This is a genomic window from Levilactobacillus zymae (assembly GCF_032190635.1).
Classification (GTDB): Bacteria; Bacillota; Bacilli; order Lactobacillales; family Lactobacillaceae; genus Levilactobacillus; species Levilactobacillus zymae_A.
This window is the reverse complement of the sequence record NZ_JAVLAS010000001.1, coordinates 190,000-213,059: the sequence shown is the minus strand read 5'-3', so window position 1 is coordinate 213,059 and position 23,060 is coordinate 190,000. Positions and strand designations below refer to the sequence as shown.

General features: G+C 55.2%; 21 protein-coding genes and 2 riboswitches. Of the genes, 16 read left to right on the top strand and 5 right to left on the bottom strand.

Going from position 1 to position 23,060, the window contains the following annotated elements; genetic code table 11:
• Window positions 1-38: 38 nt before the first annotated feature.
• Window positions 39-560 (top strand): GNAT family N-acetyltransferase, encoded by a 522-nt coding sequence (locus RI501_RS00855; RefSeq protein ID WP_313819918.1) that lies wholly within the window; start codon window positions 39-41, stop codon window positions 558-560.
• A gap of 85 nt (window positions 561-645) precedes the next feature.
• On the opposite strand, the gene RI501_RS00850 is transcribed toward RI501_RS00855, so the two are convergent.
• Window positions 646-1,098 carry an NUDIX hydrolase gene (locus tag RI501_RS00850; RefSeq protein WP_313819917.1) on the bottom strand — a complete coding sequence of 151 codons (453 nt, stop codon included), beginning with the start codon at window positions 1,096-1,098 and terminating at the stop codon, window positions 646-648.
• A gap of 180 nt (window positions 1,099-1,278) precedes the next feature.
• Between RI501_RS00850 and RI501_RS00845 the strand changes: the two genes are divergently transcribed.
• The 8 genes from RI501_RS00845 to RI501_RS00810 all read left to right on the top strand — a co-directional run bounded on the left by RI501_RS00845 (window position 1,279) and on the right by RI501_RS00810 (window position 10,082).
• Window positions 1,279-1,734, top strand: a complete 456-nt coding sequence (locus tag RI501_RS00845) for a nucleoside 2-deoxyribosyltransferase (protein WP_313819916.1) — start codon at window positions 1,279-1,281, stop codon at window positions 1,732-1,734.
• A gap of 516 nt (window positions 1,735-2,250) precedes the next feature.
• A complete protein-coding gene (locus RI501_RS00840; RefSeq protein ID WP_313819915.1) occupies window positions 2,251-3,726 on the top strand; it encodes an MFS transporter in 1,476 nt (491 codons plus the stop codon).
• 4 nt (window positions 3,727-3,730) lie between these two features.
• Window positions 3,731-4,594: an alpha/beta hydrolase gene (locus RI501_RS00835; protein WP_313819914.1), complete on the top strand. Its 864-nt coding sequence runs from the start codon at window positions 3,731-3,733 to the stop codon at window positions 4,592-4,594.
• A 15-nt stretch (window positions 4,595-4,609) separates the two neighbouring features.
• Entirely contained in the window at window positions 4,610-5,050 is a 441-nt protein-coding gene (locus RI501_RS00830; protein ID WP_313819913.1) for a hypothetical protein, read from the top strand.
• Between the two features lie 3 nt (window positions 5,051-5,053).
• A complete protein-coding gene (locus RI501_RS00825) occupies window positions 5,054-5,668 on the top strand; it encodes an alpha/beta hydrolase fold domain-containing protein (RefSeq protein WP_313819912.1) in 615 nt (204 codons plus the stop codon).
• Between the two features lie 28 nt (window positions 5,669-5,696).
• On the top strand, window positions 5,697-7,919 hold the full coding sequence (locus RI501_RS00820; RefSeq protein ID WP_313819911.1) for a glycoside hydrolase family 65 protein: 2,223 nt from the start codon (window positions 5,697-5,699) through the stop codon (window positions 7,917-7,919).
• Between the two features lie 160 nt (window positions 7,920-8,079).
• Complete coding sequence (locus tag RI501_RS00815) at window positions 8,080-8,901, top strand: Cof-type HAD-IIB family hydrolase (RefSeq protein WP_313819910.1); 822 nt, start codon at window positions 8,080-8,082, stop codon at window positions 8,899-8,901.
• 344 nt (window positions 8,902-9,245) lie between these two features.
• Window positions 9,246-10,082, top strand: a complete 837-nt coding sequence (locus RI501_RS00810; RefSeq protein WP_313819909.1) for a histidine phosphatase family protein — start codon at window positions 9,246-9,248, stop codon at window positions 10,080-10,082.
• A 331-nt stretch (window positions 10,083-10,413) separates the two neighbouring features.
• On the opposite strand, the gene RI501_RS00805 is transcribed toward RI501_RS00810, so the two are convergent.
• The 3 genes from RI501_RS00805 to RI501_RS00795 form a co-directional block, all read right to left on the bottom strand.
• The gene (locus tag RI501_RS00805) at window positions 10,414-12,036 is read right to left on the bottom strand and encodes a putative polysaccharide biosynthesis protein (protein WP_313819908.1); all 1,623 of its coding nucleotides are present in this window, start codon (window positions 12,034-12,036) and stop codon (window positions 10,414-10,416) included.
• 105 nt (window positions 12,037-12,141) lie between these two features.
• Window positions 12,142-12,456: a DMT family transporter gene (locus tag RI501_RS00800; protein ID WP_313819907.1), complete on the bottom strand. Its 315-nt coding sequence runs from the start codon at window positions 12,454-12,456 to the stop codon at window positions 12,142-12,144.
• Window positions 12,456-12,779, bottom strand: coding sequence for a DMT family transporter (locus tag RI501_RS00795; protein WP_313819906.1), 324 nt, complete (start codon window positions 12,777-12,779; stop codon window positions 12,456-12,458). The genes RI501_RS00800 and RI501_RS00795 overlap by 1 nt, the downstream gene beginning before the upstream one ends.
• A 56-nt stretch (window positions 12,780-12,835) precedes the next feature.
• Window positions 12,836-12,935, bottom strand: a riboswitch (guanidine-I (ykkC/yxkD leader).
• Window positions 12,936-13,325: 390 nt separating this feature from the next.
• On the opposite strand from RI501_RS00795, the gene RI501_RS00790 reads away from it, so the two are divergent.
• From RI501_RS00790 to RI501_RS00765, 6 genes are all read left to right on the top strand, one after another.
• On the top strand, window positions 13,326-14,324 hold the full coding sequence (locus RI501_RS00790) for a zinc-dependent alcohol dehydrogenase family protein (protein ID WP_313819905.1): 999 nt from the start codon (window positions 13,326-13,328) through the stop codon (window positions 14,322-14,324).
• Between the two features lie 15 nt (window positions 14,325-14,339).
• The gene (locus tag RI501_RS00785) at window positions 14,340-15,107 is read left to right on the top strand and encodes a fructose permease (RefSeq protein ID WP_313819904.1); all 768 of its coding nucleotides are present in this window, start codon (window positions 14,340-14,342) and stop codon (window positions 15,105-15,107) included.
• 409 nt (window positions 15,108-15,516) lie between these two features.
• A complete protein-coding gene (scrK, locus tag RI501_RS00780) occupies window positions 15,517-16,392 on the top strand; it encodes a fructokinase ScrK (protein ID WP_313819903.1) in 876 nt (291 codons plus the stop codon).
• Between the two features lie 19 nt (window positions 16,393-16,411).
• Window positions 16,412-17,416: a zinc-dependent alcohol dehydrogenase family protein gene (locus RI501_RS00775; protein ID WP_313819902.1), complete on the top strand. Its 1,005-nt coding sequence runs from the start codon at window positions 16,412-16,414 to the stop codon at window positions 17,414-17,416.
• A gap of 83 nt (window positions 17,417-17,499) precedes the next feature.
• Window positions 17,500-18,225: a fructose permease gene (locus RI501_RS00770; protein ID WP_396442528.1), complete on the top strand. Its 726-nt coding sequence runs from the start codon at window positions 17,500-17,502 to the stop codon at window positions 18,223-18,225.
• Window positions 18,226-18,227: 2 nt separating this feature from the next.
• Window positions 18,228-18,620: a VOC family protein gene (locus tag RI501_RS00765; RefSeq protein ID WP_313819900.1), complete on the top strand. Its 393-nt coding sequence runs from the start codon at window positions 18,228-18,230 to the stop codon at window positions 18,618-18,620.
• A gap of 155 nt (window positions 18,621-18,775) precedes the next feature.
• Here the strand turns inward: RI501_RS00765 and RI501_RS00760 are convergent, their stop codons facing one another.
• On the bottom strand, window positions 18,776-19,351 hold the full coding sequence (locus RI501_RS00760) for a TetR/AcrR family transcriptional regulator (protein ID WP_313819899.1): 576 nt from the start codon (window positions 19,349-19,351) through the stop codon (window positions 18,776-18,778).
• Between the two features lie 260 nt (window positions 19,352-19,611).
• Between RI501_RS00760 and RI501_RS00755 the strand changes: the two genes are divergently transcribed.
• Window positions 19,612-22,533, top strand: a complete 2,922-nt coding sequence (locus RI501_RS00755; protein WP_313819898.1) for a YhgE/Pip domain-containing protein — start codon at window positions 19,612-19,614, stop codon at window positions 22,531-22,533.
• Window positions 22,534-22,895: 362 nt separating this feature from the next.
• Window positions 22,896-22,996, top strand: a riboswitch (TPP riboswitch).
• Window positions 22,997-23,060: the final 64 nt, after the last annotated feature.

Genomic DNA, 23,060 nt, shown 5'->3' with positions numbered 1-23,060 from the left:
AGGTACACTGGGCACGACTAAGAAAGGTGGGAACCTAGATGGAGATTCGAGAAGCAACGGCTCAAGACGTTGCGGCGATTGCCCGAATTCACGTGACCAGTTGGCGGGTCGCCTATGCTGGTAAGTTACCCCAAACGGTGGTGGCCCAACATAGTTACGCCCAACGACAGAAGCTGTGGCAGCAACGTTACCAGACAGACGGGGTCCTGGTTGCCGAAGACAATCAGGTGATTCTGGGCTTTATTGCTGGGGGACCGCAGCGCAGCCACCCAGCCATAAATGACACGTATCCACAGGAAGTCTACGGCCTGTACGTCGATCCGGCACGCCAGCAACGGGGTGTGGGGTACCGTTTGTGGCAAGCCCGGGTGGCCGATTGGTCGGGCTGGACCGCCGATTGCCTAGCCAGCAACCATTCGGCGCTACGTTTCTATACTCGCCAGGGCGCTCAGCTGGTCCAGGCAGGGGAGTACGTGGCGGAACGGCAGACCTTCCCAACTAGGGTGCTAGGGTTTCAACGTCCCGTAGCAACGGCGCAGGATGAAGAATCGGCCACATGACCTGAAGGACACCAAGCGGTAGCGAAATTTCCCGGGTGGGGTGTTTCGCTACCGCTTTTGGTGAGGCGTAGTTAACTGACGGAACTTAGCGCAGCTGTTGTTGCGCGGCGGCCAGCATTTCCGCCGTCTGGTCGTTTAACAGGGGTGGCAATTGATCGAAGTCGAAGTATTTCAGGTCCAACGTTTCGTCGGTGGCGTGCTCGAGCGTGTGGCCGCCGATGGGCGCAACCAGGTAAAGCTGGCAAATCACCTGGGTGACGTCGCCGTTAGGGTAGCGGGTCTCCCCTTGGTCAAAGACCCCGAGCGACTTAACGATTTTTACGTCGATGCCGCTATCTTCCTTATATTCGCGCACCATGGCCTGGGCGTAAGTCTCGCCGTATTCTAAGTACCCGCCAGGTAAACTCCAATTATGGGTGTCGGTCCGCAGGTTTAACAGGACCTGTTGCTGATCGTTGAGGAGGACGCCTCCCGCGGCGTTAAGGATGATCGGTTTGTGGCCCACCAACGCACGAATTTCTTGAATGTAATTTGCCATGAACGTCCCTTCGCTTTCTGTCTGAATTAGCTTCAGTTTACGCGAAAGTCAGGGGAAAACCAAGTCATCTCACGGTGGTGCGGTTTAGCCATCGTCAACGGTCAATGCCGGTTATCTGGGGCTAGTCACGTGGGCACTGGTTCGGTACACTCGACCTAACGAGAAAAGGAGTGTGGAGCCATGACACGATTAGTCACGCAACACCCGCAAGTTTACTTGGCGGGACCTTGGTTTAGTGCGGGGGAACCGGAACGGTTGGCCCGGTTGGAAGCCCTGATGGACGACCTGCAGATTAGCTATTATTCACCGCGCTTAGACGGAATCGATCTGACACCGGACGCCACGGATGCCGATCGCGAGGCGGTCTTCATCGACAATACGGTTCATCTGAAGGCCGCTAAGCTGGTGTTGGCCGCCATTGACGATAACGATACCGGGACCATCTGGGAAACGGGGATGGCCTTTGGTCGGGAGATTCCGGTGGCGTACTATGCCGAAACCTTGCGCGACGGGGAGACCTTTAACGTGATGCTGGCGAAGTCGGCGGTGGCCGTCCTCCAGAACCTTTCACAGGTCAAGGCCTTCTTACGGGAGCCAACCACCGATCAGTTTGCCTACCACGGGGCGATTCGCTAGGTCGCCACGGCGAGCGCGGAACCAGTTGCCGTTGGACGCACGGTTCAACACCCAATATTTGGCGACACCAACGAGTCTGGGACTTTTGTCCAGACTCGTTTTTTTACTGCGCAGGTTGGCCGCCACGGGGACACGGTGCGGTCGCCGATAGTCCTTGGTCCAGTAGGTTAACGGATCGCTACTTAGACAGGTTATTGACGTTACTAACTAAAATACATCAAGACCGCACGTAACGGCCTTAACCCCTAAGTCGGACGGTCACTGAGCGGTGTTCATTGGAACAAACCTTAGGGCCACAGTTGGTTCGGCTATTAACCATTAAGGTTAGCGGAAAGACGAAAGGTTTGCGGCTGAACTAGTCATCGGTTAAATTTAAGGCAATGTTAGAAAAGGTAAGCGGGTGGTGAAATAACGGGATTACACAATTCGCCCTAGATGGATATGCTTAATTTATGAAAGCGATTACATTTAAGGAAATAACTAGCCGCATTTAAACTAATTGGGGGAGGTTTCATCATGAAGAATTGGCATTTATGGAAGCAGCGGGTTTCTTACGGGGCTACCGATATGGCCGGAAACCTAATTTGGCAGATTGTGGGTCTGTACTTACTGTTCTACTACACCACGGTGTTAAAGATTTCGCCCGCTTTCGTGGGGACGTTATTCTTGGTGGTTCGGGTGATTGACGCCTTTGACGGGTTGTTCTTCGGGTACCTGATCGACCATACGCATTCCAAGTACGGGAAGTCGCGACCCTATTTCCTGTGGTTCGGGATCCCGTTGGGGCTGTTGACCATGCTCTTGTTCTTCAACCCGTCTTTTGGGGGGAGCAAGGTCTTTCAACTGACCTGGATTTCGATTGTTTACACGTTGTTTAGCCTGGTCTATTCGGGGGCGAATACGCCAATCACGGCGATCCTTCCCGCACTGACGAACGACCCGGACGAACGGACGAATCTAGCTAGTGCCCGGATGGTGATGACCAACATCGGGACGGCCGTGATTGGGGCCATCTCCTTACCAATGGTCGCTAAGTTGGGGAACGGGAACAGTCAACTGGGCTGGTCCGTGTGGGCCGTCATCATCGGGCTGGTGATCATGGGCCTGTTTACGTTGGCCTTCTGGAACCTAGAAGAAAATGACGAACTTCCAGTCGAGGAAGCCGAGGCGGAAGGCGTCCAACTGCAGAGCCACTTATCCGTGAAGGACTCGCTCAAAGGGGCGATTAAGAACAAGCCGTGGGTGATTCTCAGTATCTGCTTCATCCTATTACAGACCTTTTGGGTGATTCGGATGCAAACGGCCGTCTACTATTTAACCTACGTTTACCGGCGGGCCGACCTGGTGGGGGCCTTTAACGGGCTGATTATTGTGGCCGTTTTGGGGAACCTCTCCGTGCCCCTACTCAGCAAATTCATGAAGCACCGGAACGTGATGATTGTATCGCTGGCAACCTTCGCTATCGGGGAAGCCTTGATGCCCCTGGGCGTGGCCTTCCTGTTCATCGGAACGGTGGTTGCAACGATTGCGATGGGGGCGGCCTTCTCGATCTCCTTCGTGATGATCGCGGATACGGTTGAATATGCCCGGTCCGAAATGCACATTGATGAACCCGGGATCCTGTCCTCCGTGCCCATGGTGGGGGCGAAGTTAGGGATGGGTCTCGGTGGCGCTTTGGCCGGTTGGATCTTATCGTGGGGCGGTTTTAACGCCGACGCGAAGGTTCAGGGCGCCAAGGCAATCACGGCCATCAGCACCAGCTTTATCTGGTTACCCGTGGTCTTGGCTTTAGCCATCGTCGCCATTCTCCAGTTCTATAAGTTAAACGAAAAGGAAGTGGCCTCGGCCGTCCGGGCGGCTGCGGCCAAGGTCGAAGCTGACCAGGCCGACACGCCGACGGCAACGCCGGAAGTCCCGGTGACGCCGACGGTAGAAGCGACTAAGGACAAGGCGGCGGATAAGGATAAGGACGACTTAGAAACGGAGGATTAGGCCCATGCAAGTGACAACTAAAACGTTAGGTCAGGGCCGACTCACCGTCCAAATCACGCTGTACCAACCGGCAACCATTGCGGACTTTCATCAAGACGTGACGCGCCCCTTGGCAATCATTCTGCCCGGGGGTGGCTTCACCTTTCACTCACAACGAGAACAAGAACCCATCGCTTTGGCCTATGCCGCCCAGGGATTTGCGGCGGTTGTCGTGCATTACCGGTTGATTGACCAGGGGGCCGTCTTACCCACGGCCTTATGGCAGATCGGGTTGGTGGTGCAGCATTTTCGGCATCACGCGGCGGCTTATCACATCTCGCCGGAGCACCTGGTATTGGCGGGATTTTCCGCCGGCGGCTATCTCGGCGCGCTGTACGCGGGGCTTTGGATGACGGACGATATCGCGTATCAGGTGGGCTGTCCAACCGCGGAACTACGGGTTAACGCGTTGGCGTTGGCCTATTCCGTGATTGGGTTGCGGTTCGGTTGGCCCGACGATCCGCGACTCGTTCAAGCGGTGGTCGGCGATTGGCCGACTCATGAGGCCGATCAGGTCGTGACGGCGCAGAACCCACCGACCTTTATCTGGGCCACCCAGACGGACGAGTTGGTCCCCGTAGAAAATACGTTGACTTATCTGCGGGCGTTAAACCGAGCGGGGGTCTCGGTGCGCGCAACCATCTATGATCATGGGCCCCACGGTCTCAGCTTGGCCCAGGATCAGACTGCCTTTCCCAAGCGATTCCGACCGGATAATCCGACGTTTGGGGCGGCGTTTAGTCAACCGGATATTGCATCCTGGTTTAACGATGAGCTGGCCTGGCTGAATCGACGCTGGCAGCTCGAAGACTTTTGGCGTAATCAATAGGGGGAGGACATCGGCATGTTAAACGATACAACCACGGAACGGTCGACGGATTATACTGAAGAACTAGCGCGACTACGCTTAGTGGCGCCGAGCGCACCAGAAAATGGCGTGACGAGCTGGCTGAAGGAACGCGCTGGTCAGGACTTACACACGTACGAACCACTAGTCTGGGAGACGGTGGCCGACTTACCGGAGAATCCACATCTAGATAGTGATCTGTTCAGCTTACGGCAGGGGACGGAGACCTCGGGCCAGGTGGATCTGACCACCCACGAGATGAAGGTGGAGATGCGGCAGATTGTCGCGATGAATCGGCGAGTGCGGGCGATTAGGGTGGCCCGGATGGATCATCTCAACTCCGACAAGGCCATCCTGTACTTTCACGGTGGTGCTTACTATGGTGGGACACCCGAGGATGTCTTGGTCGCGATGCGGTATTTGGCGGAACAGTCGTAGTGCGTGGTCTACAATGTGGATTACGCGTTGGCGCCGGAACAGCCGTACCCGGCCGGCATCTTGGATGGTCTCGCCGTGGTGGCGGCGCTCAAACCAGATTATCAGCAGATCTCCCTCAGTGGGGATTCGGCGGGGGCGTCCATTGCCCTGGCCGTGAGCCAATTGTGCCGGTCGATGGGGATCTGTACGATTGACAGTCACCTGCTGTTCTACCCCACGCTCATTCAAGGATCCGACCATCACGGGAAGCTCTGGGATGATCGCCGGATTGATATCGTTCCGGAACAGCGGCCGGCCATGCACCGCTTCTACCAGCTCTTCGAACAATTAGATACGATTATGACGAACTATTACGTTGACGGGCAATCACTGGACCTGACGGCGCCACTACTGTCGCCGTTACTCGCCGACCCCCATGCGTTCAAGCGCACCACGGTGTTGATCGGCGAATTCGATCCCTTCCGGTTACAAGCGGAGGCGTTCATTAAACAGGTCGGTTTGGCCAACGGCGACGCTCACTATGTGCGTTACGGTGGGATGAGTCACGCCTTTCTGAACTTTACCGGGAACGTCCCGGCGGTCCAAGACGCCTTGGAAATGGCGGCAAAATTAAGTTAACGCAAACTTTGATTTGGGGGGATTTACAGTGATAGCACGGGATTATCATTTAACGTTAGAGGACGTGGCCAACCAAAAGCCCGAATATTTAGAAACCATCTTTTCGTTAGCCAACGGGCACGTAGGGGTACGGGCCAACGACCCCGTCAGTGGTAACCCCATCACGGGGACGCTGATTAACGGGTTTTACGAAGTCGCACCCATCGTTTACGGTGAAGGCGCCGTGGGCTGCGCGAAGCACAGCCAGACGATTCTAAACCTACCGGATTTACGTCACCTGAACATCATGACCGTCAGTGGGCATCCGTTTACGACGAGTCAACGGACCGCCGTGGACCTCAATCTACAGACGGGGTTATTGACCGAGCAGTACCAGGTGACCTCCCAGCAGGGGGAGACCATCCAAATGACGGTTAAGTCCGTGATGGGCCAAAACCAGCGCAATTACTGGGGGATCAGTTACACCTTGATGGCCGATAACTATCACGGCCCGTTGGTGGTCAGCAAGTCGATTGCGGTCCCAGCGGAAGCCGAAAGTATTGCGTCGGCCGATCCCCGCAAAACCCGAATGGCGGGGGTTCCGGACTGTAAAACGGATTTTCCGGCACCCAATCTCCAGCGGTATCAGATTAAAACCAAGCGTTCCGGCCAGGCCGTAACCCTATATCTGGGGATGACGGCGCCGCAGCAAGGCACCCTGTTAAAGTACCGCGTGGATCTGGGAGATAAGCAGCCGCATACCTTGTCCTATCAGGCTTACGTGGGTAACGTCAGTGCGAACAACACCATTGATCCGATGATTCCGACCATGGATCACACGTTTAAGACCCTGGAAGTGGATAGCCAGAGTTTCTGGGAAAAAACCTGGGCACAAAGCGAGGTGTCGGTCGACGGACATGCCGAATTAGACTTGGCGATCCACTATAATCTCTTTCAACTCAACCAGTCCGCGGGGCGTGATGGCCGCACGGCGATTCCGGCGAAGGGGTTGAGTGGCTCGGGGTATGAGGGCCACTACTTCTGGGATACGGAAATGTACATGCTCCCTTACTTCACGGCGACGAATCCGCAGATGGCCCGTGAGCTGCTACTCTACCGCTATCAGATTCTACCGCAAGCTAAGCAGCGAGCCCGCCAACTGGGGGTTGAACACGGGGCATTATACGCCTGGCGGACCATCAATGGGGAAGAGGCGTCGGCCTTCTTCCCGGCCGGAACGGCCCAGTACCACATCGATGCCGACATCGCCTACGCGGTGGGCAAGTACTACGAAACAACCGGGGATCTAGACTTTATCGAACAGTGTGGGTTTGAGATCGTCTTGGAGACCGCGAAGTTCTGGGCGGACTTCGGGACCTGGCATCAGGTGGGCGACCAACGCCGCTTCGAGTTCCTGACCGTGACCGGCCCGGACGAATACACGGCTCTGGTCAACAACAACTACTACACGAACCGGATGGCCAAGCACAATTTCGAGTTGGTGGGCGAGTTGGCCCGCAAGCTAGCCGAACGCGATCCCAACCGTCTGGCGGCTTACGGGGTCAAGCCCGCGGACCTGGAAAACTTCAAGCGGTTAGCCGATCACGTCTACTTGCCGTACAGTAACGACCAGCAGATCAACGCCCAAGACGATAGCTTCTTGAGTAAACCCCGCTGGCCTAGCGACCGCTTGACGCCGGAACACCTGCCGTTACTCTTGCACTACCACCCGTTAACCATCTATCGGTATCAGGTGGCCAAGCAGGCCGACACGCTCCTGGCCGACTATCTGTTTCCCGCCGACCTGACACTCGAACAATTAAAGCGGGAATACCGGTACTATGAAGGCGTGACGACCCATGATTCGTCGTTGTCGCGGTCGATCTTTAGTATCTTAGCGGCCCGGATGGGGGAACCCGAAAAGGCCTACCGCTACTTCATGGATACCGCGCGGATGGACCTGGTTGACCTGCAGAAGAACACGGCGGATGGCTTGCATCTCGCCAATCTGGGGGGCAGTTGGTTAGCCCTCATTGCCGGCTTTTCCGGCTTCTACCTGCACGACGGCGTGCCATTTATCAGTAACCACTTGCCCAAGGCCCTTAACCAGCTGACCTACCGGCTGCGCGTCGGTGAGAGCCTACTGGAAGTGGCGTTAAGTGCTCAGACCACCAAGGTTCAGCTGTTAGCCGGTCCACCGCTGCAGGTTAACGTCAACGGTCAACGCCAGACGCTTGATCACGAGACAGCCGTGGCGGTGACTAACGATTAGAAGTAAGGTTAAGGCATGGTTGAGTTGCGCCTAACTAGTGGTTAGGTCAGTCCGACCGAGACGATCCCATCTAAGATGATGCGGATCGTCTTTTTTGCGGCGTTTGGCGTGGCTTTCAAAGTGTGGCATACTGGATGAAAACGCTTAAGGAAGTGCTGACATGATTCAAATGGTAACCAGTGACTTGGACGAAACGCTCTTACGTGCGGACGGGACCGTGTCCGCCGCAAACGTCGCGGCCATTAAGGCTGCCGCCGCGAAGGGGGTCATCTTTGTCCCCAATACCGGGCGGAGTTTCACCTCGATTCAACCGTTGTTACGGACCCTGGGGTTGGCCGATCAACCGGATCAGTACGTGGTGTCTTACAACGGGGCGGCCGTGATCGAAAACCGTGGCAACCAGGTCGTTTTGACCAACGAGATGCCCTATGCCGAAGCCTTGCGGGCCTTTAACGTGTTGGCCAGCGTGCCGGACGCCGACGTTCACATCTATACGCTCGATCAGCTCTACATCTACCGACCGCGGACCGATGACCGTCATTATTTACAAACGCGGGGCGTGACCTTTCACGAGCTGGCCGACCGGGCGGACTTTGCCCAATTTAAGACCATGAAAATCATGAAGGTGATTGCCATGCACCCGGATGCACGGGTCCAGGAAGCCTTGCGGCAGAAGATTGAAACGACTTTCGACCAACAGATCAACTGCTCGCTCTCGTCGGGCATCTATGTCGAGGTCAATCATCTGGGGGTGGACAAGGGGCAGGCCACCCTGGCGTTATGTCGTAAGTTGAATATTCCCATCGAAAACGTGATGGGTCTAGGCGATAACGTGAATGATTTAGCCATGCTTAAAACCGTGGGCCTGCCCGTGGTGGTCGCCAATGGTGTGCCGGCGGTCAAGGCGGTGGCCCAATACGTGACTCAAAACGACTACGAGTGTGGGGTGGCCGAAGCTTTGCACCGGTTCGTCTTGGCTTGATTAGGAGCCTGCTAGCGCCCAGGGGCCTGGCCAAGCATGGTTTAACACCAGCGAGTGCCGGTTACTACCGGATAAGTTAAACTAAAATCGGTTAATTCCTGGGGGAGTCCAATTCTGGGACTGCCCCATTTATACGCCTAAATACCGCGGAAAGTCCCGGTAGACCAATTAAGTCAATCATGATTGGTCAGCCCGCCAAAAATTAAGGATTGCCAAGGTTAAGCTGCTGCGGTATTCTATATCTGTAAGCGCATACATCTAGGCGATGGCAAAAGCTGCCGACCCTGAGATACTGCGTGGACGGCAGCTAAATTGAGGTACATATTTGAGGAGGACGTATTTCCATGACCTTTACTAAACAACTTAAAATGGCGTTAAGCGTCGTTGCTGTAGCAACGGGGGCTTTGGCCTTAGCCGGGGGTTCCACCACCGCGCAAGCCAAGAAGAAGACCACCACTAAGCCGGTCACTATTTACCTGACCCGGCACGGTGAAACCACGGGGAACGTGATGGGTCGAGTTCAAGGTTGGAGCGATTTTCCACTGACCAGTAACGGACTGGCTGTGGCCAACAACCTCGGCCGCGGGCTGAAGGGTAAGACCTTCAAGGCCGCTTACGCCGGTAATCTGACGCGTCAAGAAGTGACTGCCAAGCATGCCCTGAAGTATTCCGGGAACGCTAAGGTTAAGGTCAACATCTCCAAGTATCTGCGTGAAGGCGGCTACGGGAGTTTTGAAGGGGACAGTATTGCGACCGATAACGCCTTGATTGCTGGGGTTTACGGTTACAAGAGCGGTGACGAAATGATGGCTAAGCAGGGGGCCAGTTACTGGACCAAGCTGCAGGATGCCTACTACACCTTAGACCAACAGAATAGTCAAAAGACCACGTTGGTCGCTGCTGACCGGGCCGAAAGTTCTAAGCAGGTCCAATCACGGATGGCTAAGGAATTGAAGACCATTGCCAAGAACACCCAGAAAAAGGGTGGCGGTAACGTCTTAGTGGTTAGTTCAGGGATGTCCATCAACGAATACCTGGCAACCATGGCCAAGAACTACACGGGTGCCCCATTGAAGAACGCTTCCGTAACCAAGTTAACTTACAAGAACGGTAAGTTAGCCGTTTCGGGAACGATTGGGTCCCTGTACTACGTCAACAAGGGTGCCAAATTAGCTAAATAAGGTATTAATTGAGGCCCTATTTTAAAATTCAATCACTAATCATAGCTACTACTCAATGCGGTTCCATTGAAAACCGGTCGAGTTGCTGTTATAACCAGTGTGCGCTGGAGGGCCAGTCAGCAATGGGCTCAGGGGTGAAATTTGTATTGGCCGGTGTTCTTTACCGGCCTAGACAAAGGTCGGTCTTCAAGACTCGGTTTGGGAGGCTTGAAGCCGTGCCCACCCCGTTCCAGCCCGTTGCTGACTGGCCCGGAAGCAATGAGTCAGCTTAAAGTGAACTTTAAAGAAAACCCGCTCACCGGCTAGCTGCCGCGGTGAGCGGGTTTTTGTGTTATTCGAAATGTTTATAACGGAAGTACTTGTACGCCAGTTTACGTTGGAACAGGCGTTGCGACAAGCCGGATTGGTTGGCCAGTAACAGGTAGATAGCCAGGTAGATCAGGCCAAAGACCGCACAGAAAATCAAGGCGGTGAACTTCCCGTGCAGGTTGGTGATTGGGAAGATGAAGTGCAGCACGATCCCAATTATCAGCACGGCAACCACTAGGCCCAAGTTGACCAGGATAATCTGGCCCAGGCTGCGGAGGTTGACACCGTAGTACTTGCGGATCACGTGGAGCCCGCTGAAGAAAATGACCGCAAAAGCCAAACTGGTTGCCAGGATGGCCCCCAGTCCCTGGAAGAAGTAGACCAGTGGAAATTGGAAGACTAACTTGACCACCAGGCCAATCAGTAGCAACCAGGAAGCCTTCTTACTCATTCGCAGGGCCTGCATGACGGTCAGGATGTTGACCCCCATCCCCAGCAACAGACTTTGCAAGACGTTGAAGCTCAGGTAATGGCCCCCCAGCACGTCGAAGTTAAAGAAGATGCCATAAATCGGGTAGGACAGCGCACAAATCATGATGACGGCCGGTAACAGGAAGAACGTCAGCAGATTCAGGTTGGACTCGATGTCGCGTTGAATCCCCGTCATGTTGTCCTGCACGTGGGCGATTTTACTGGAAATCAAGGGTAACGAGGTTTCCGAAATGGCCATGGCTAACGATACGACCACCGTGGTGATCTTGTTGGGGTTAGCCGAGAAGATGGTGTAGGCGTACTGCGTGGCGTTAGCCGAGTGGTGCAGCAGGCCTTGCATGATTTGTTTGAAGAACAGTTGGTCGACCAACTGGCAGATTGAGATGGCTGACCCCACCAAGATGAACGGAATCGATTCGTACACGATGGTCCGAATCATCCCGAACAGGTCGCGTGTCGACGACTGCCGGTCGGACCCGGCGATGTCGGCTGGGGCACCGGACCCGCGTAGCCGTCGCAAGAGGTACAGATAACTGGCGACGGCCCCCACGAAGGCGGCGAAGGTACTGAAGACCACGGCTTCTTTATAGTCACGCCCCAGGACCTCGATGATCACGTAGGTTCCCACCAGAATGGCGATGACCCGGATGAACTGTTCCCACAGCTGGGAGACCCCGTACGGCTTTAAGTCGGAATTTCCCTGAAACCAGCCCCGTAAGACACTCATCGAGGGGATCAAGACGATGGCCGGTACCAGACTACGGAGCGTCAAGATGGCGCTCGACGCCGAACTGACGGGACTGGTTCGCGCAATGGTCGGGGCCAAGACCCACAGGAGAATCCCGCAGATGATCCCGGACGCGAGCATCACCACGAAGCCAATCTGGCCCACGCGTCTGGCGTTACGGGGCTCGGCCTTCCCGTTGAAGTAGGCGACCCGCCGCGCGACGGCGGAAGGAAACCCGGCCGTTCCTAAGGAGATGAACAACGCATAGGGGGTGTAGGCCGTGTTGAACAGGGCCTGTGCGGCGGTCTGGTGACTGGGTGAGCCAATCATGTACAGCCAGGGAATCAGGTAAACGATGCCCAGCACCCGCGAGATAATGCTCCCGAAGGATAGCCAAAAGGTTCCCGATAGAATTTTTTTATTCATGTAATTTTGACAACTCTCTAGTTTAAATTTAGTGGCCGGAAAGCGGCACTCGTTGTTTCATTTTAAGCGTCCGGCCCCTAAAAGAAAAGGGGCAATCGCAAGGGGTTAGGCAACCAACTTCAAGCCGATGGTCGCACTTAGAATCACGGCGACCCATAACAGCTTACGCCAATCACGGGATTCGCCGAAAAAGAGCATGCCGGTCAACACGCCCCCGGCCGCGCCAATGCCGGTCCAGATGGCGTAGGCCGTTCCCATCGGTAGGGTTTGCAAGGCGAGTTCGAGCCCCCCAAAGCTGGCGCTAAAGGCCACGACCATGGCAACCCATAAGATCCAACGGTGACGTTTCAGGGCCCAATTCATGAAGGTGACGCCCAGCATCTCGCTGAGACCCGCAAAGATTAACCAGATCCACGCCATTAGGACTCACCGCCCGTCGTAACGGTCTGTAAGCCACCGATGCCTAGAATCAACAGCCCAATCAGTCCTAATTTGAGCCAACTGAAAGGCTCGCCGAATAATAACATCCCCACGGCGCTGGTGCCGAGCGTGCCCAGACCGACGAACACGGCATAAACCGTTCCGGCGGGGAGCCGCCGACTGGCCGTGATTAAGAAGTAGAAACTTAGGTAGACAGCTAGGGCGGTCAAGCCCCATTCCCCAAGCGTGGTGGCGTGCTTAAAGCCGATGACCCAACTGACCTCGAAGATGGCGCCGAGGCCGACGCGTAACCAATGGTGCATGTGAATTCCTCCTCTATCGCTGAAAAAAGCCCGAGAAATTTTGTCGTGATGACAAAATCTCCCAGGCTTTTTCCCTTCCGTGTGCCGCAACGATCCGCTGCGGGGCTTTCTCTCGGACCAGACCGGTGTGACCGCGGAACCCTAGAAAGCCATTTATGCGATTAGTTAAGTAGGTTTAGCCTAGCACGAAACCCTGAAAGGGGCAAGTAACCGACTTTCATTAAGCGCTTCAATTCGTTTAAATGTGATTAAAATCACTAAAAACTACAATCGATTACATTGCAGAAATTTAAGGGATCCGCCGCCTTTTCAGAAAAATCATTACCGGTAAATGCCCTAGAAACCGGCGCTGACGATGATATACTAATCTCGATTCAACAAAATGATTTTTGCCGAGCACCGGCGTAAATGGTCAAGTTTGTATGGTGGGTAACGATAAGGGCCTTACAACCTTAAATGTACCCGGGAACGTGTTTGGACCAAAAGACAACCGGTTGCGCGGCGTTCTTTTAAAAATAAACGGTCATTAAAGGAGTTTGTTTAAACATGAAAGCATTAGTCTTAACGGGTAAAAAACAATTGGCATTACAGGACCTGCCCACCCCAATGGTGGCGGCTAACGAGGTCTTAGTCAACACCGCCTACGCGGGCATCTGTGGGACGGACCGGGCGTTATACGCCGGGCTTCCCGGTTCCGCCGACGCCGTGCCACCCATCGTGTTGGGTCACGAAAACTCGGGGACGGTTGCCGCAATCGGGGCAAACGTCACCAACGTCAAGGTGGGCGACCGGGTGACGGTCGATCCGAACATCTACTGTGGGCAATGTGACTACTGCTTAACCGATCGGCCAGAACTCTGTGACCATTTGTCCGCCGTGGGGGTCACTCGTGATGGGGGACTAGAACAAAGCTTCACGGCCCCAGCGTCCGTGGTCTACCGGGTGCCCGACAACGTGTCCTTGAAGGCGGCAGCCACTACCGAACCGATCTCCTGTGCGGTGCACGGCTTGAAGCTGTTGAAATTAACGCCGTACCAAAAGGCGTTGGTCATTGGCGACGGTTTCATGGGCCAGATCTTTGCCCAACTCTTACAGGCTTACGGGGTTCATCAAGTCGATTTAGCCGGCCGCAGCGATGACAAATTAGCCTTTAACCACGAGAAGTTCGGCGTAACGCGGACCTTCAACACCACGCGGGACACGTTACCAGCCGACTACGACGTGGTTATTGAAGCCGTGGGCTTGCCTCAAACCCAAGAACAAGCTGTCGAAGCCACTAAAAAGGGTGCGCAAGTCCTGATGTTTGGGGTCGGCCAACCGGACCAGACCTTCTCGATGAACACCTACGAGGTCTACCAAAAGCAACTCACGATTCAAGGTGCCTTCATTAACCCTTACGCCTTCAAGGATTCTCTGGCCTTACTTGCCAGCGGTCAACTGGACGTTGAGTCGTTGATCAGCCACGAGGTGAGCCTGGAACAAGTGGAAGACGTGTTGAATGGTCAAGTCAGTGGCGTCAGCAAGGCTGTCGTCAAAGTACAGTAAAAGAAGGCCTTTTAAATGAAAGTTGACGCAACTTCTGAAGCGTTAGCGGCGACTCCGGCCACCGCACAACGCACAATTTCGCTCGGCAAGGCGATCGCGTACTTTGCCTTCTCGTTAGTCATTAATTCGGCGGGAAACGTTCTGACGCTGGTCACCAGTGCCAAGATTCACCCGTCGTTTCTGGGTGCGGCCTACTGGACCGCGGCCGAAGCCAACCTGGGAACCGCCTTTCACTGGAACCTATTCTGGGCGTTTCTCATCATGGGTTTCTTGACGGCGGTCTTAAACGCTGTCCTGATGCATCAATGGAGCTGGAAACGCATCGCCGGTAACATGGTCTTTATGGTCCCGTTCTCGGCGTTAATTCAACTCTTCGAAAACTTCTTCATGGGTGATTATCCGAATCTGTTTAACGGGTTACCGGCCGCCCGGAGTACGGGCATGGTGATCTTCTACGTCGCGTTGAACTTCTTGGGGGTGGCGTTGATTGCCACGGCGATCTCCATCTATCAGCGGGTTAACCTGGTCTTACATCCGGCCGACGATCTGATGCAGATTCTACGCTTCCGCTACTTTAACGGTCAGGCCGCTAAAGCCATGTGGGCGTCCTACATTCCGCCGACCCTGATGGCCATCGTGGCGATCCTGGTTACCCATCAGTTCACCAACTTTGGGCTGGGCACCATCTTCGCCTTCGTGGCGCAGGGGGGCATCACGGGGATTGCCGACAAGGTGGTCTTCCCTAAGCTTAAGCACCAGGCCTTAGATGTGGGGACACACTAAGCACTGACTAAAATCACGCACTGCCGTTAAGGTGGGCGTGATTTTTTATTTTCTAACGGGCAGCGACTTGTGCGGTAGGGTGGTGGGCACCGGCGTGTAATCGATTGCATTGTGAAAACGCTGCCGGGTCCCCAACTTAACGGTGAACAAGGGCGCTAATGGCCGCCAATCGTCTGAAAACGTCAGAAAAACGTAGAAAATGTTGTAAAAATATAATCGATTACATTTAGAATTTCACAAGTTTTCTTGGCCTTTTCACAAAATATCAGCATGTGAAAAGGGCTAGGCAGGTGAAAAAACAGATGCTATGATGAAAGCGTTTTAAAGGTGATGAAATCAATCACGAACGCATCTTAATTTAATTCGGGAAACCAACAGAAGTTTTCCCAGACCACTGGAGGTGGCAACTATGCAACTTGGCAGCATTGAAGCGGGCGGCACAAAGTTTGTTTGTGCCGTGGGGGACGAGAACTATCGCGTGAAAGACAAGGTCCGGATCCCGACGACCACGCCCGAGGAAACTCTCAGTAAAACCATTGCTTACTTCAAACAATACCCGGACCTAAAGGCGTTGGCCATTTCGTCTTTCGGGCCGATCGAGCTACGGCATAATTCGCCGAAGTACGGTTACATTACGGATACGCCCAAGAAGGGCTGGGCCAACACGGATTTTCTGGGTCGGCTGAAACAGGACCTCGATATTCCGATGTACTGGACCACCGACGTGAACGGCTCGGCTTACGGTGAATACGTGATGTCGACGCTCTTCAACGAACAGGTCAACTCACTGGTCTACTTCACGATTGGGACCGGCGTCGGGGCCGGCACGATCGTCGATGGTAAGTTTATCGGCAGCATGGGGCATCCAGAAGTGGGCCACGTGCGGTTGAAGCGTCATCCCGACGACTTGGACTTCCCTGGCATTTGCCCGTTTCACGGTGATTGCCTGGAAGGGCTGGTCAGTGGCCCCACGTTTGACGCCCGGCTGGGTAAGCCCGGCAAGGACGTGCCGTTGACCAATCACGTCTGGGATATCCTGGCGTATTACGTGGCCCAAGCGGCGTTACAAGAAACGCTGCTGGTCCGGCCAGATAAGATCGTCTTTGGCGGTGGGGTGGTCAGTGAGCCATTCCTAGTCAAGGTCCGGGCCGAGTTCGACAAGTTGCTCAACCACTACGTCGACGTTGGCAAGTTGGAAGACTACATTGTGATGCCGGCCGTCAAGGAAAACGGGTCGGCGACGTTAGGGGATTTCGCCCTGGCTTTAAACGAATACAACAAATAACTAAAAGGAGCGCTTTAGCATGAAAGCCTTAGTTTTAACGGGTACCAAGCAGTTTGACATTCAAGATTTACCCACCCCAGAAGTCAAGCCGGATGAGGTCTTAGTCAACACGGCCTACGCCGGCATTTGTGGGACGGACCGGGCCTTGTACGCCGGGTTACCGGGTTCCGCCAACGCGGTGCCACCCATCGTTTTGGGTCACGAAAACTCCGGGACGGTCGCCGCGGTCGGTGCCAACGTCACCACCGTTAAAGTCGGTGACCGGGTCGTGGTTGATCCCAACATCTACTGTGGCAAGTGTGAATACTGCCTGACCGATCGGCCGGAACTCTGTGACCACTTATCCGCGGTCGGAGTGACCCGCAACGGGGGACTCGAAAAGTCCTTCACCGCCCCAGCTTCCGTGGTTTACCCGATTCCTGACAGCGTCTCCCTGAAGGATGCCGCCACCACCGAGCCTCTTTCCTGCGCGGTTCACGGGGTGCAACTTCTGAAGTTGACGCCTTACCAAAAGGCCTTGGTCATCGGGGACGGCTTCATGGGTCAACTCTTCGTGCAACTCTTACAAGCTTACGGCGTTCAACAAGTCGACTTAGCCGGCATCATTGACGAAAAACTAGCCCTGAACAAGGAAAAGTTCAACGTGGTTAACACTTACAACACCACGCGGGACAAGATTCCGGCTGATTATGACGTGGTCATCGAAGCCGTGGGGATGCCACAAACGCAAGAACAGGCCGTTGAAGCCACCAAGAAGGGCGCGCAAGTCCTGATGTTTGGGGTCGGCAAGCCCGACCAACACTTCTCCATGAACACTTACGAAGTTTACCAAAAGCAACTCACCATTCAGGGTTCCTTCATCAACCCGTACGCCTTCAAGGATGCGATTGCCCTGTTGGCCAGTGGCCAGGTCAACGTCGATCCGTTGATCAGTCACGTGGTAGGTTTAGATGAAGTCGAAGGCGTCTTGAATGGCGACGTTAAGGGCGTCAGCAAGGCCGTTGTGAAAGTGACCGAGGACTAAATAGAAGGTAAGGGATTAATGTGAAAGCTGATATCGCAACTAGTTACCACGAGGAGGCCACACCATTGGAGCCGAAACGAACCATGTCGATGTCGAAGGCCGTTGCCTTCTTCATCCTCTCACTGGTGATCAACTCCGCCGGCAACGTCTTAACGTTAGTCACCAGCGCTCAGATCCGCCCCTCGTTTCTAGGGGCGGCTTACTGGACGGCGGCCGAAGCCAATATGGCTACGGCAGTCCACTGGAACCTGTTCTGGACGTTTCTGATTATCGGGTTTTTGACCTCGGTCTTAAACGCGATCCTGATCCGTCACTGGGACTGGAAGCGGGTGGCCGGCAACATGGTCTTCATGGTGCCGTTCTCCGCGCTGATCCAATTCTTCGAGGATTTCTTCTTGGGGAAGTATCCAGCGGTGTTTACCGGGTTTCCGGTGGCGCACGGTTGGGGGATGGATCTCCTCTACGTGGCGTTGAACTTCCTGGGGGTGGCGTTGATTGCGATTGCCATTTCCATTTATCAGCGAGTCAACCTGGTCTTGCATCCGGCTGACGATCTCATGCAAATCCTACGCTTTCGGTACTTTAAGGGCCAAGCGGCCAAAGCCATGTGGGCGTCCTACATTCCGCCGACCATCATGGCCATCATCGCACTACTGCTCACCAAACAATTTACCAACTTCGGGTTAGGGACCCTGTTTGCCTTCGTCGCGCAAGGCGGAATTACGGGGATTGCCGACAAGCGGGTCTTTCCTAAGTTGAAACATCAGGCATTGGACGTGGGACGTGACGTTCCCGTCAAGGAGGATTAATGATGGCAATTCAAGATTACTTTACTGGCATTCAACACGTGGGGATTCCCTCCGCGGATTTAGACAAAACGATTGCGTTTTACAAGGGTATCGGGTTCGAACAGGCGGGTCTCTTTCCCAACGGGGATAACCGCTGTGCCTTCATGAAGTTTGGCAACCTGATCATCGAAACCTGGGAAGGCGACCCGACCAATCCGCAAGCCGGCGCCATTAACCATATTTCTTTGAACACCACCGACGTTGACAAAGCCTTTGCCGCCGCTAAGGAACAGGGCTTAGACCTGGTCAACGACGAGATTCAATCGATTCCGACGTTCTGGGACAAGGGGATTCGCTTCTTCAACATCCTGGGCCCCAACCACGAAACCATCGAATTCTGCGAAATTCTTAAGTAACTGCAATACTCATTAGCTAAAAACTGGTCCGTCCTTCCATTTAGCGGAGGGGCGGGCCAGTTTTTTTAGTGCGGTTAACTAGCTGAGTGTTTTGAGGGGTGAACGATTGAGATTTTAGCGGTAACCAAGTTAAATAGGGGGAGCCGTCACCGGGGTTACTTGAAGAAGGTACTGACCCCGGTCATGTTCAGGCGCTCGACGTACTGCTTGAACACGGTCCGGTCGATTTTACCGCCGGTGGCCTGAGTCGAAAAATAACTGAAGAGCGATAACGTATTGTGGATCAAAAAGTGTGCGGCAATCAGCGCGTCTTGCCGATTGAGCGGGTAGGAGTCCCGAATCGCATCGGCCAGGACCTGGGTCAGTTGGCGTTCGATGCGGTTGGCAAACCGGCTGTAGTCGTCGGAGAATAACAGGCGTTTGACCGCCGCGGAGTGCGCCTCGGCGAAGTCGACAAAGTCGTCTAACAGGAGACCGGGGTGTTGGTAGACCGTTTTAATGGGGTGCTGATGGATGATGGCGGCTAGCTGGTGGGTGATTTGGTCGGCGAATTGGTTGACTAGGTCGTCGATGGAATTGTAATGCAGGTAGAAGGTCTTACGGTTGATGCCGGCGGCCTTGGTGAGGTTAGTTACGGTAATATCCTGATAATCATGGTGAATCGCTAAATCCTCTAAGGCCTGAGTTAACGCCCGTTGTGTGCGTAAAACGCGTTTATCCGTCGTCGTCATCATCATTAATCTCCTTTAAGTTACACCCCAATTTTAGTCAATCTGGGGTTTATACCCCAACCTTGGCGTTTTTGATGTGGGCAGGCGGTGCGCAACCGATTATAGTAACTCGTGCATGGTTGGGGACCGCGTATTCTTGCCCCTACTATAGCATAGTTGGTCGTCGTTGAAGGCTCAGGAAATCAGCAATCAGCGGCGGCTCGCTCGAAGGTTAAACAATCACTCAATTAATCAAAAATCGGCATAAAGGGAGTAATGCAATGTTTAAAGCGGAATGGGGTTATCTGCGGCAACACAAGTTCATGGTCATCGTCCTGTGCGTCATCATGTTCATTCCGTCGATCTACGCGGTGACCTTCTTGAAATCCATGTGGGATCCGTACGGGAAGACGGGCGACTTGCCGGTCGCGGTGGTCAATCAGGACCAGCCCGTGACCTATCAGGGCAAGCGCCTCAGTGTGGGCCGAAATTTAACGCAAAATTTGAAGGATTCTAAGGCCCTCGACTTCGAGGCGATGCCGGCCAGTCAAGCACACGCACGGTTAAAGCAGGGAAAAGTCTATATGGTGCTGACGATTCCGCAGAACTTTTCTCAGAACGCGACCACGCTGCTGGACCAAAAGCCCCAGACCATGAATCTGCACTACGATACCAGTGCCGGCCAGAGTTTCATCGCCAGCAAGATGTCCGAGTCGGCGATGAGTACGATTCGGGCCAACGTCGCCAATCAGGTGACCAAGTTGTACGCCAAGACCATGTTTGGGGCCATCAAGCAGCTGGACACGGGGATGGGCACGGCCGCGAAAGGGAACCAAAAGTTGGCGACCGGTAGTCGGAAATTACAGGCGGCCAATCAGAAGATCGCCACTAACCTGAACACCTTAGCCAGCAGTTCGTTGAAGCTGCAAAACGGGAGTCAGACGCTGACCACGGGTTTGAACAAATACATCGCCGGGGTCGACGAGCTACAGGCGGGCAACCAGAAAGTCGTGAGTGGCTTAGACCAACTGCTGGCTAAGAGTAACCAGTTGGCGTCCGGGGTCACGCGATTGAGCCAAGGGGCCCAGAGCCTAAACAGTGGGGTCACCAGCTACGTGGCCGGGGCGCAACAAGTCAATACCGGCGCCACCAAGGTTAACCGGGGTGCCCAGCAGGTGGCCAGTGGGACCCAGCAATTCGGCCAGGGGACCGCTAAGCTAGCGTCTGGGACCAACCAGTTTGGCCAGGGCCTGACCACCTACGTCAACGGGGTCGGCAGTGTCAATAGCGGTGCCACCAAGTTGAACCAGGGCGTCGCGCAGCTCCAGTCGAAAACCGGCACGCTGAACGAGTCGACCACCAAGCTGGCCACGGGGGCCACGAGTCTCAATAGCGGGTTAAAGACGTTGAGTACTAATAGCGCGACGTTGACCAGTAACCTGCAGGCCCTCCAAAAGCAGCTGAGTCAAAGCACGACCAGCACCGCCGCGGCCACCAAGGCCATTGCGGCGGCCAAGCAACAAGCCGGCGCTAACGGGATGACCGGCGTGAAGACCGCGTTGGGCCAGCTCGAAACGGCGGTCAAGGCCAGCGGTTCGTTACACCAGGACGTGGCCGCGACGGCCGACGCCCAGAAGCTCACCGGCGCGCAGAAGGCCGCCGTGCTGGCCACCGTCGATAAGTCGGCCAATACCACGGCCATCACCGCAGCGTTGGGCAGCCTGAGTTCGGCCATCAGTGACGCTACCGCCACTACGACCAATCCGGCGGCTACCAAGGCGTTGGCGGCGGCCGGAAGCCAACAGGACCAGCTAGCGGCGACCGTCGGGAAGCTGGCCAGTGGCTCGCAGGCGTTGACCGGGGGCCTGCAAACGGCGGCCACCAGTTCAGATCAGTTGGCCACGGGCTTAACGCAGGTCAATGCGGCGCTCCCGAGTCTCACCACGGGAGTCGATCAATTGGCCAGCGGGGCCCGGAGCCTAGCGGGCGGCACGGCCAAGTTGACCACCAGCGGCCAGCAACTGACTAGTGGGTTCCAGACCGTAACGACCGGGGCCACGGCGCTGAACCAAAAGAGCCAACAACTCGCTAGCGGCGCTGATCAGGTGGCTAGCGGGACCCAACAACTCACGACCGGGACCGGCCAGCTGAGCCAAAAGGGTGCTCAGTTGACCAGCGGTGCTGGCCAGGTGGCGAGTGGCCTGCAACAGATGCAAACGCAGCTGCCGAGTCTGACCAGCGGGGTCTCACAACTCGCTAACGGCAGTCAACAGGTCGCCACGGGCTTAGGCCGACTGGCCACCAATGGCAGTCAGTTGACCAGTGGGGCCAACCAGCTGGCCACCGGGACGGGGCAAGCCGCAACCGGTGCTAAGCAACTGGCAAGCGGCGCGGGCCAAGCGGCACAAGCCGGCGGCCAGGTCCAGGCGGGGAACCAACAATTGGCGACCAAGCTGGGGTCGGCGGCTGATAAGGGGCAGCTGAACCCGTCGAAGTTGACCTACGCGCAGGTGGCTAAGCCCGTGACCACGACCCATACCGATAAGGACGACGTGCCGAACAACGGGACCGGGATGGCGCCGTACATGATGTGCGTGTCCCTGTTCGTGGGCGCCTTAGCGTTGAACATGATGTTTGATCTCTACACGCCCCGCCGGTTCCCGAAGTCGGGGATTCAGTGGTGGGCCAGCAAGGCCAGCATCTGGGGTCTCTTCGTCTTATTAGAGACCGGCATCATGTTTACGTTGATGATGGTCATTGACGGCTTACGGCCGATTCACCCGTTTGCCACGCTGATTGTCTTACTCTTAGCGGCGGCCACGTTCATGACCATCGTGGCCTGGTTGAACCTGGTCTTCGGTAAGGCCGGCTCGTTCTTCAGCATGGTCCTCTTGGTCCTGCAATTGGGCGCGTCGGCGGGGACCTACCCGATCCAGTTGTCCAACCACTTCTTTGAAACCATTCACCCGTGGCTCCCCATGTCTTACAGCGTCGAGGGGTTACGGCAAACGTTGATGACCGGGAACACGGCCTGGCCGGAAATCGGGATGCTCTTCGGCTTCCTGCTCTTCTTTACCGGTTGTACCTGGTTATTCTACCTGCGGCGGTACGCGCGGCTCAAGCGCATCGACTTTAGTGATCCGTTAGCCGTGCAGGCCACCCAAAACGGGTTAGCCCGGCGCATGGCGCGGCAAAAGCAATAGCTGTTGGCAATGGCTTGAACTTACAGGTAAAGTGTCATACCCAAGATGTATACTAGTGACTCAGAATGGGTGTCCATCCGTTGATGGTTCAGTAAAAAGAGGCCATTATGACTAGTACGAGCTGGAGGGGCAGCCAGAAATGGGCTCAGGAGTGAAATTTGTGTTGGCCGGTGTTCTTCGCTGGCCTAGACAAAGGCCGGTCTTCAAGACCTGATTTGTGGGCTTGAAGCCGTGCCCACTCCGTTCCAGCCCATTTCTGGCTGGCCCGGAAGCGCCAGGTCAGGTCTTTCAAGGTGAATCCTAGAGCGGCCGTTGTGTTTCGCGGCGTTTCGGCTTATCATGAGAGGTAATCAATTAAATCGAAAAAACACTAGGGGTGCCGTCATGGCTGAGATGGACGTCCGTCCGATCCCTTTGAACCTGTTGAGTTAACACTCGCGAAGGAAAGTGTCCAGACTAGAAAACGTCACTTCGTTTGCGTACGGCAACGGGTGGCGTTTTTTTCGGGATAAAGGGGTTTAACTGAC

What these genes read in the sequence shown, in the direction of transcription:
- RI501_RS00800 (WP_313819907.1), bottom strand. Translation starts at nt 12,456, where the DNA reads ATGGCGTGGATCTGGTTAATCTTTGCGGGTCTCAGCGAGATGCTGGGC.
- RI501_RS00815 (WP_313819910.1), top strand. Translation starts at nt 8,080, where the DNA reads ATGATTCAAATGGTAACCAGTGACTTGGACGAAACGCTCTTACGTGCG.
- RI501_RS00850 (WP_313819917.1), bottom strand. Translation starts at nt 1,098, where the DNA reads ATGGCAAATTACATTCAAGAAATTCGTGCGTTGGTGGGCCACAAACCG.
- RI501_RS00795 (WP_313819906.1), bottom strand. Translation starts at nt 12,779, where the DNA reads ATGCACCATTGGTTACGCGTCGGCCTCGGCGCCATCTTCGAGGTCAGT.
- RI501_RS00855 (WP_313819918.1), top strand. Translation starts at nt 39, where the DNA reads ATGGAGATTCGAGAAGCAACGGCTCAAGACGTTGCGGCGATTGCCCGA.
- RI501_RS00830 (WP_313819913.1), top strand. Translation starts at nt 4,610, where the DNA reads ATGTTAAACGATACAACCACGGAACGGTCGACGGATTATACTGAAGAA.
- RI501_RS00755 (WP_313819898.1), top strand. Translation starts at nt 19,612, where the DNA reads ATGTTTAAAGCGGAATGGGGTTATCTGCGGCAACACAAGTTCATGGTC.
- RI501_RS00835 (WP_313819914.1), top strand. Translation starts at nt 3,731, where the DNA reads ATGCAAGTGACAACTAAAACGTTAGGTCAGGGCCGACTCACCGTCCAA.
- RI501_RS00775 (WP_313819902.1), top strand. Translation starts at nt 16,412, where the DNA reads ATGAAAGCCTTAGTTTTAACGGGTACCAAGCAGTTTGACATTCAAGAT.
- RI501_RS00840 (WP_313819915.1), top strand. Translation starts at nt 2,251, where the DNA reads ATGAAGAATTGGCATTTATGGAAGCAGCGGGTTTCTTACGGGGCTACC.
- RI501_RS00805 (WP_313819908.1), bottom strand. Translation starts at nt 12,036, where the DNA reads ATGAATAAAAAAATTCTATCGGGAACCTTTTGGCTATCCTTCGGGAGC.
- RI501_RS00845 (WP_313819916.1), top strand. Translation starts at nt 1,279, where the DNA reads ATGACACGATTAGTCACGCAACACCCGCAAGTTTACTTGGCGGGACCT.
- RI501_RS00770 (WP_396442528.1), top strand. Translation starts at nt 17,500, where the DNA reads ATGTCGATGTCGAAGGCCGTTGCCTTCTTCATCCTCTCACTGGTGATC.
- RI501_RS00785 (WP_313819904.1), top strand. Translation starts at nt 14,340, where the DNA reads ATGAAAGTTGACGCAACTTCTGAAGCGTTAGCGGCGACTCCGGCCACC.
- RI501_RS00765 (WP_313819900.1), top strand. Translation starts at nt 18,228, where the DNA reads ATGGCAATTCAAGATTACTTTACTGGCATTCAACACGTGGGGATTCCC.
- RI501_RS00790 (WP_313819905.1), top strand. Translation starts at nt 13,326, where the DNA reads ATGAAAGCATTAGTCTTAACGGGTAAAAAACAATTGGCATTACAGGAC.
- RI501_RS00760 (WP_313819899.1), bottom strand. Translation starts at nt 19,351, where the DNA reads ATGACGACGACGGATAAACGCGTTTTACGCACACAACGGGCGTTAACT.
- scrK (WP_313819903.1), top strand. Translation starts at nt 15,517, where the DNA reads ATGCAACTTGGCAGCATTGAAGCGGGCGGCACAAAGTTTGTTTGTGCC.
- RI501_RS00810 (WP_313819909.1), top strand. Translation starts at nt 9,246, where the DNA reads ATGACCTTTACTAAACAACTTAAAATGGCGTTAAGCGTCGTTGCTGTA.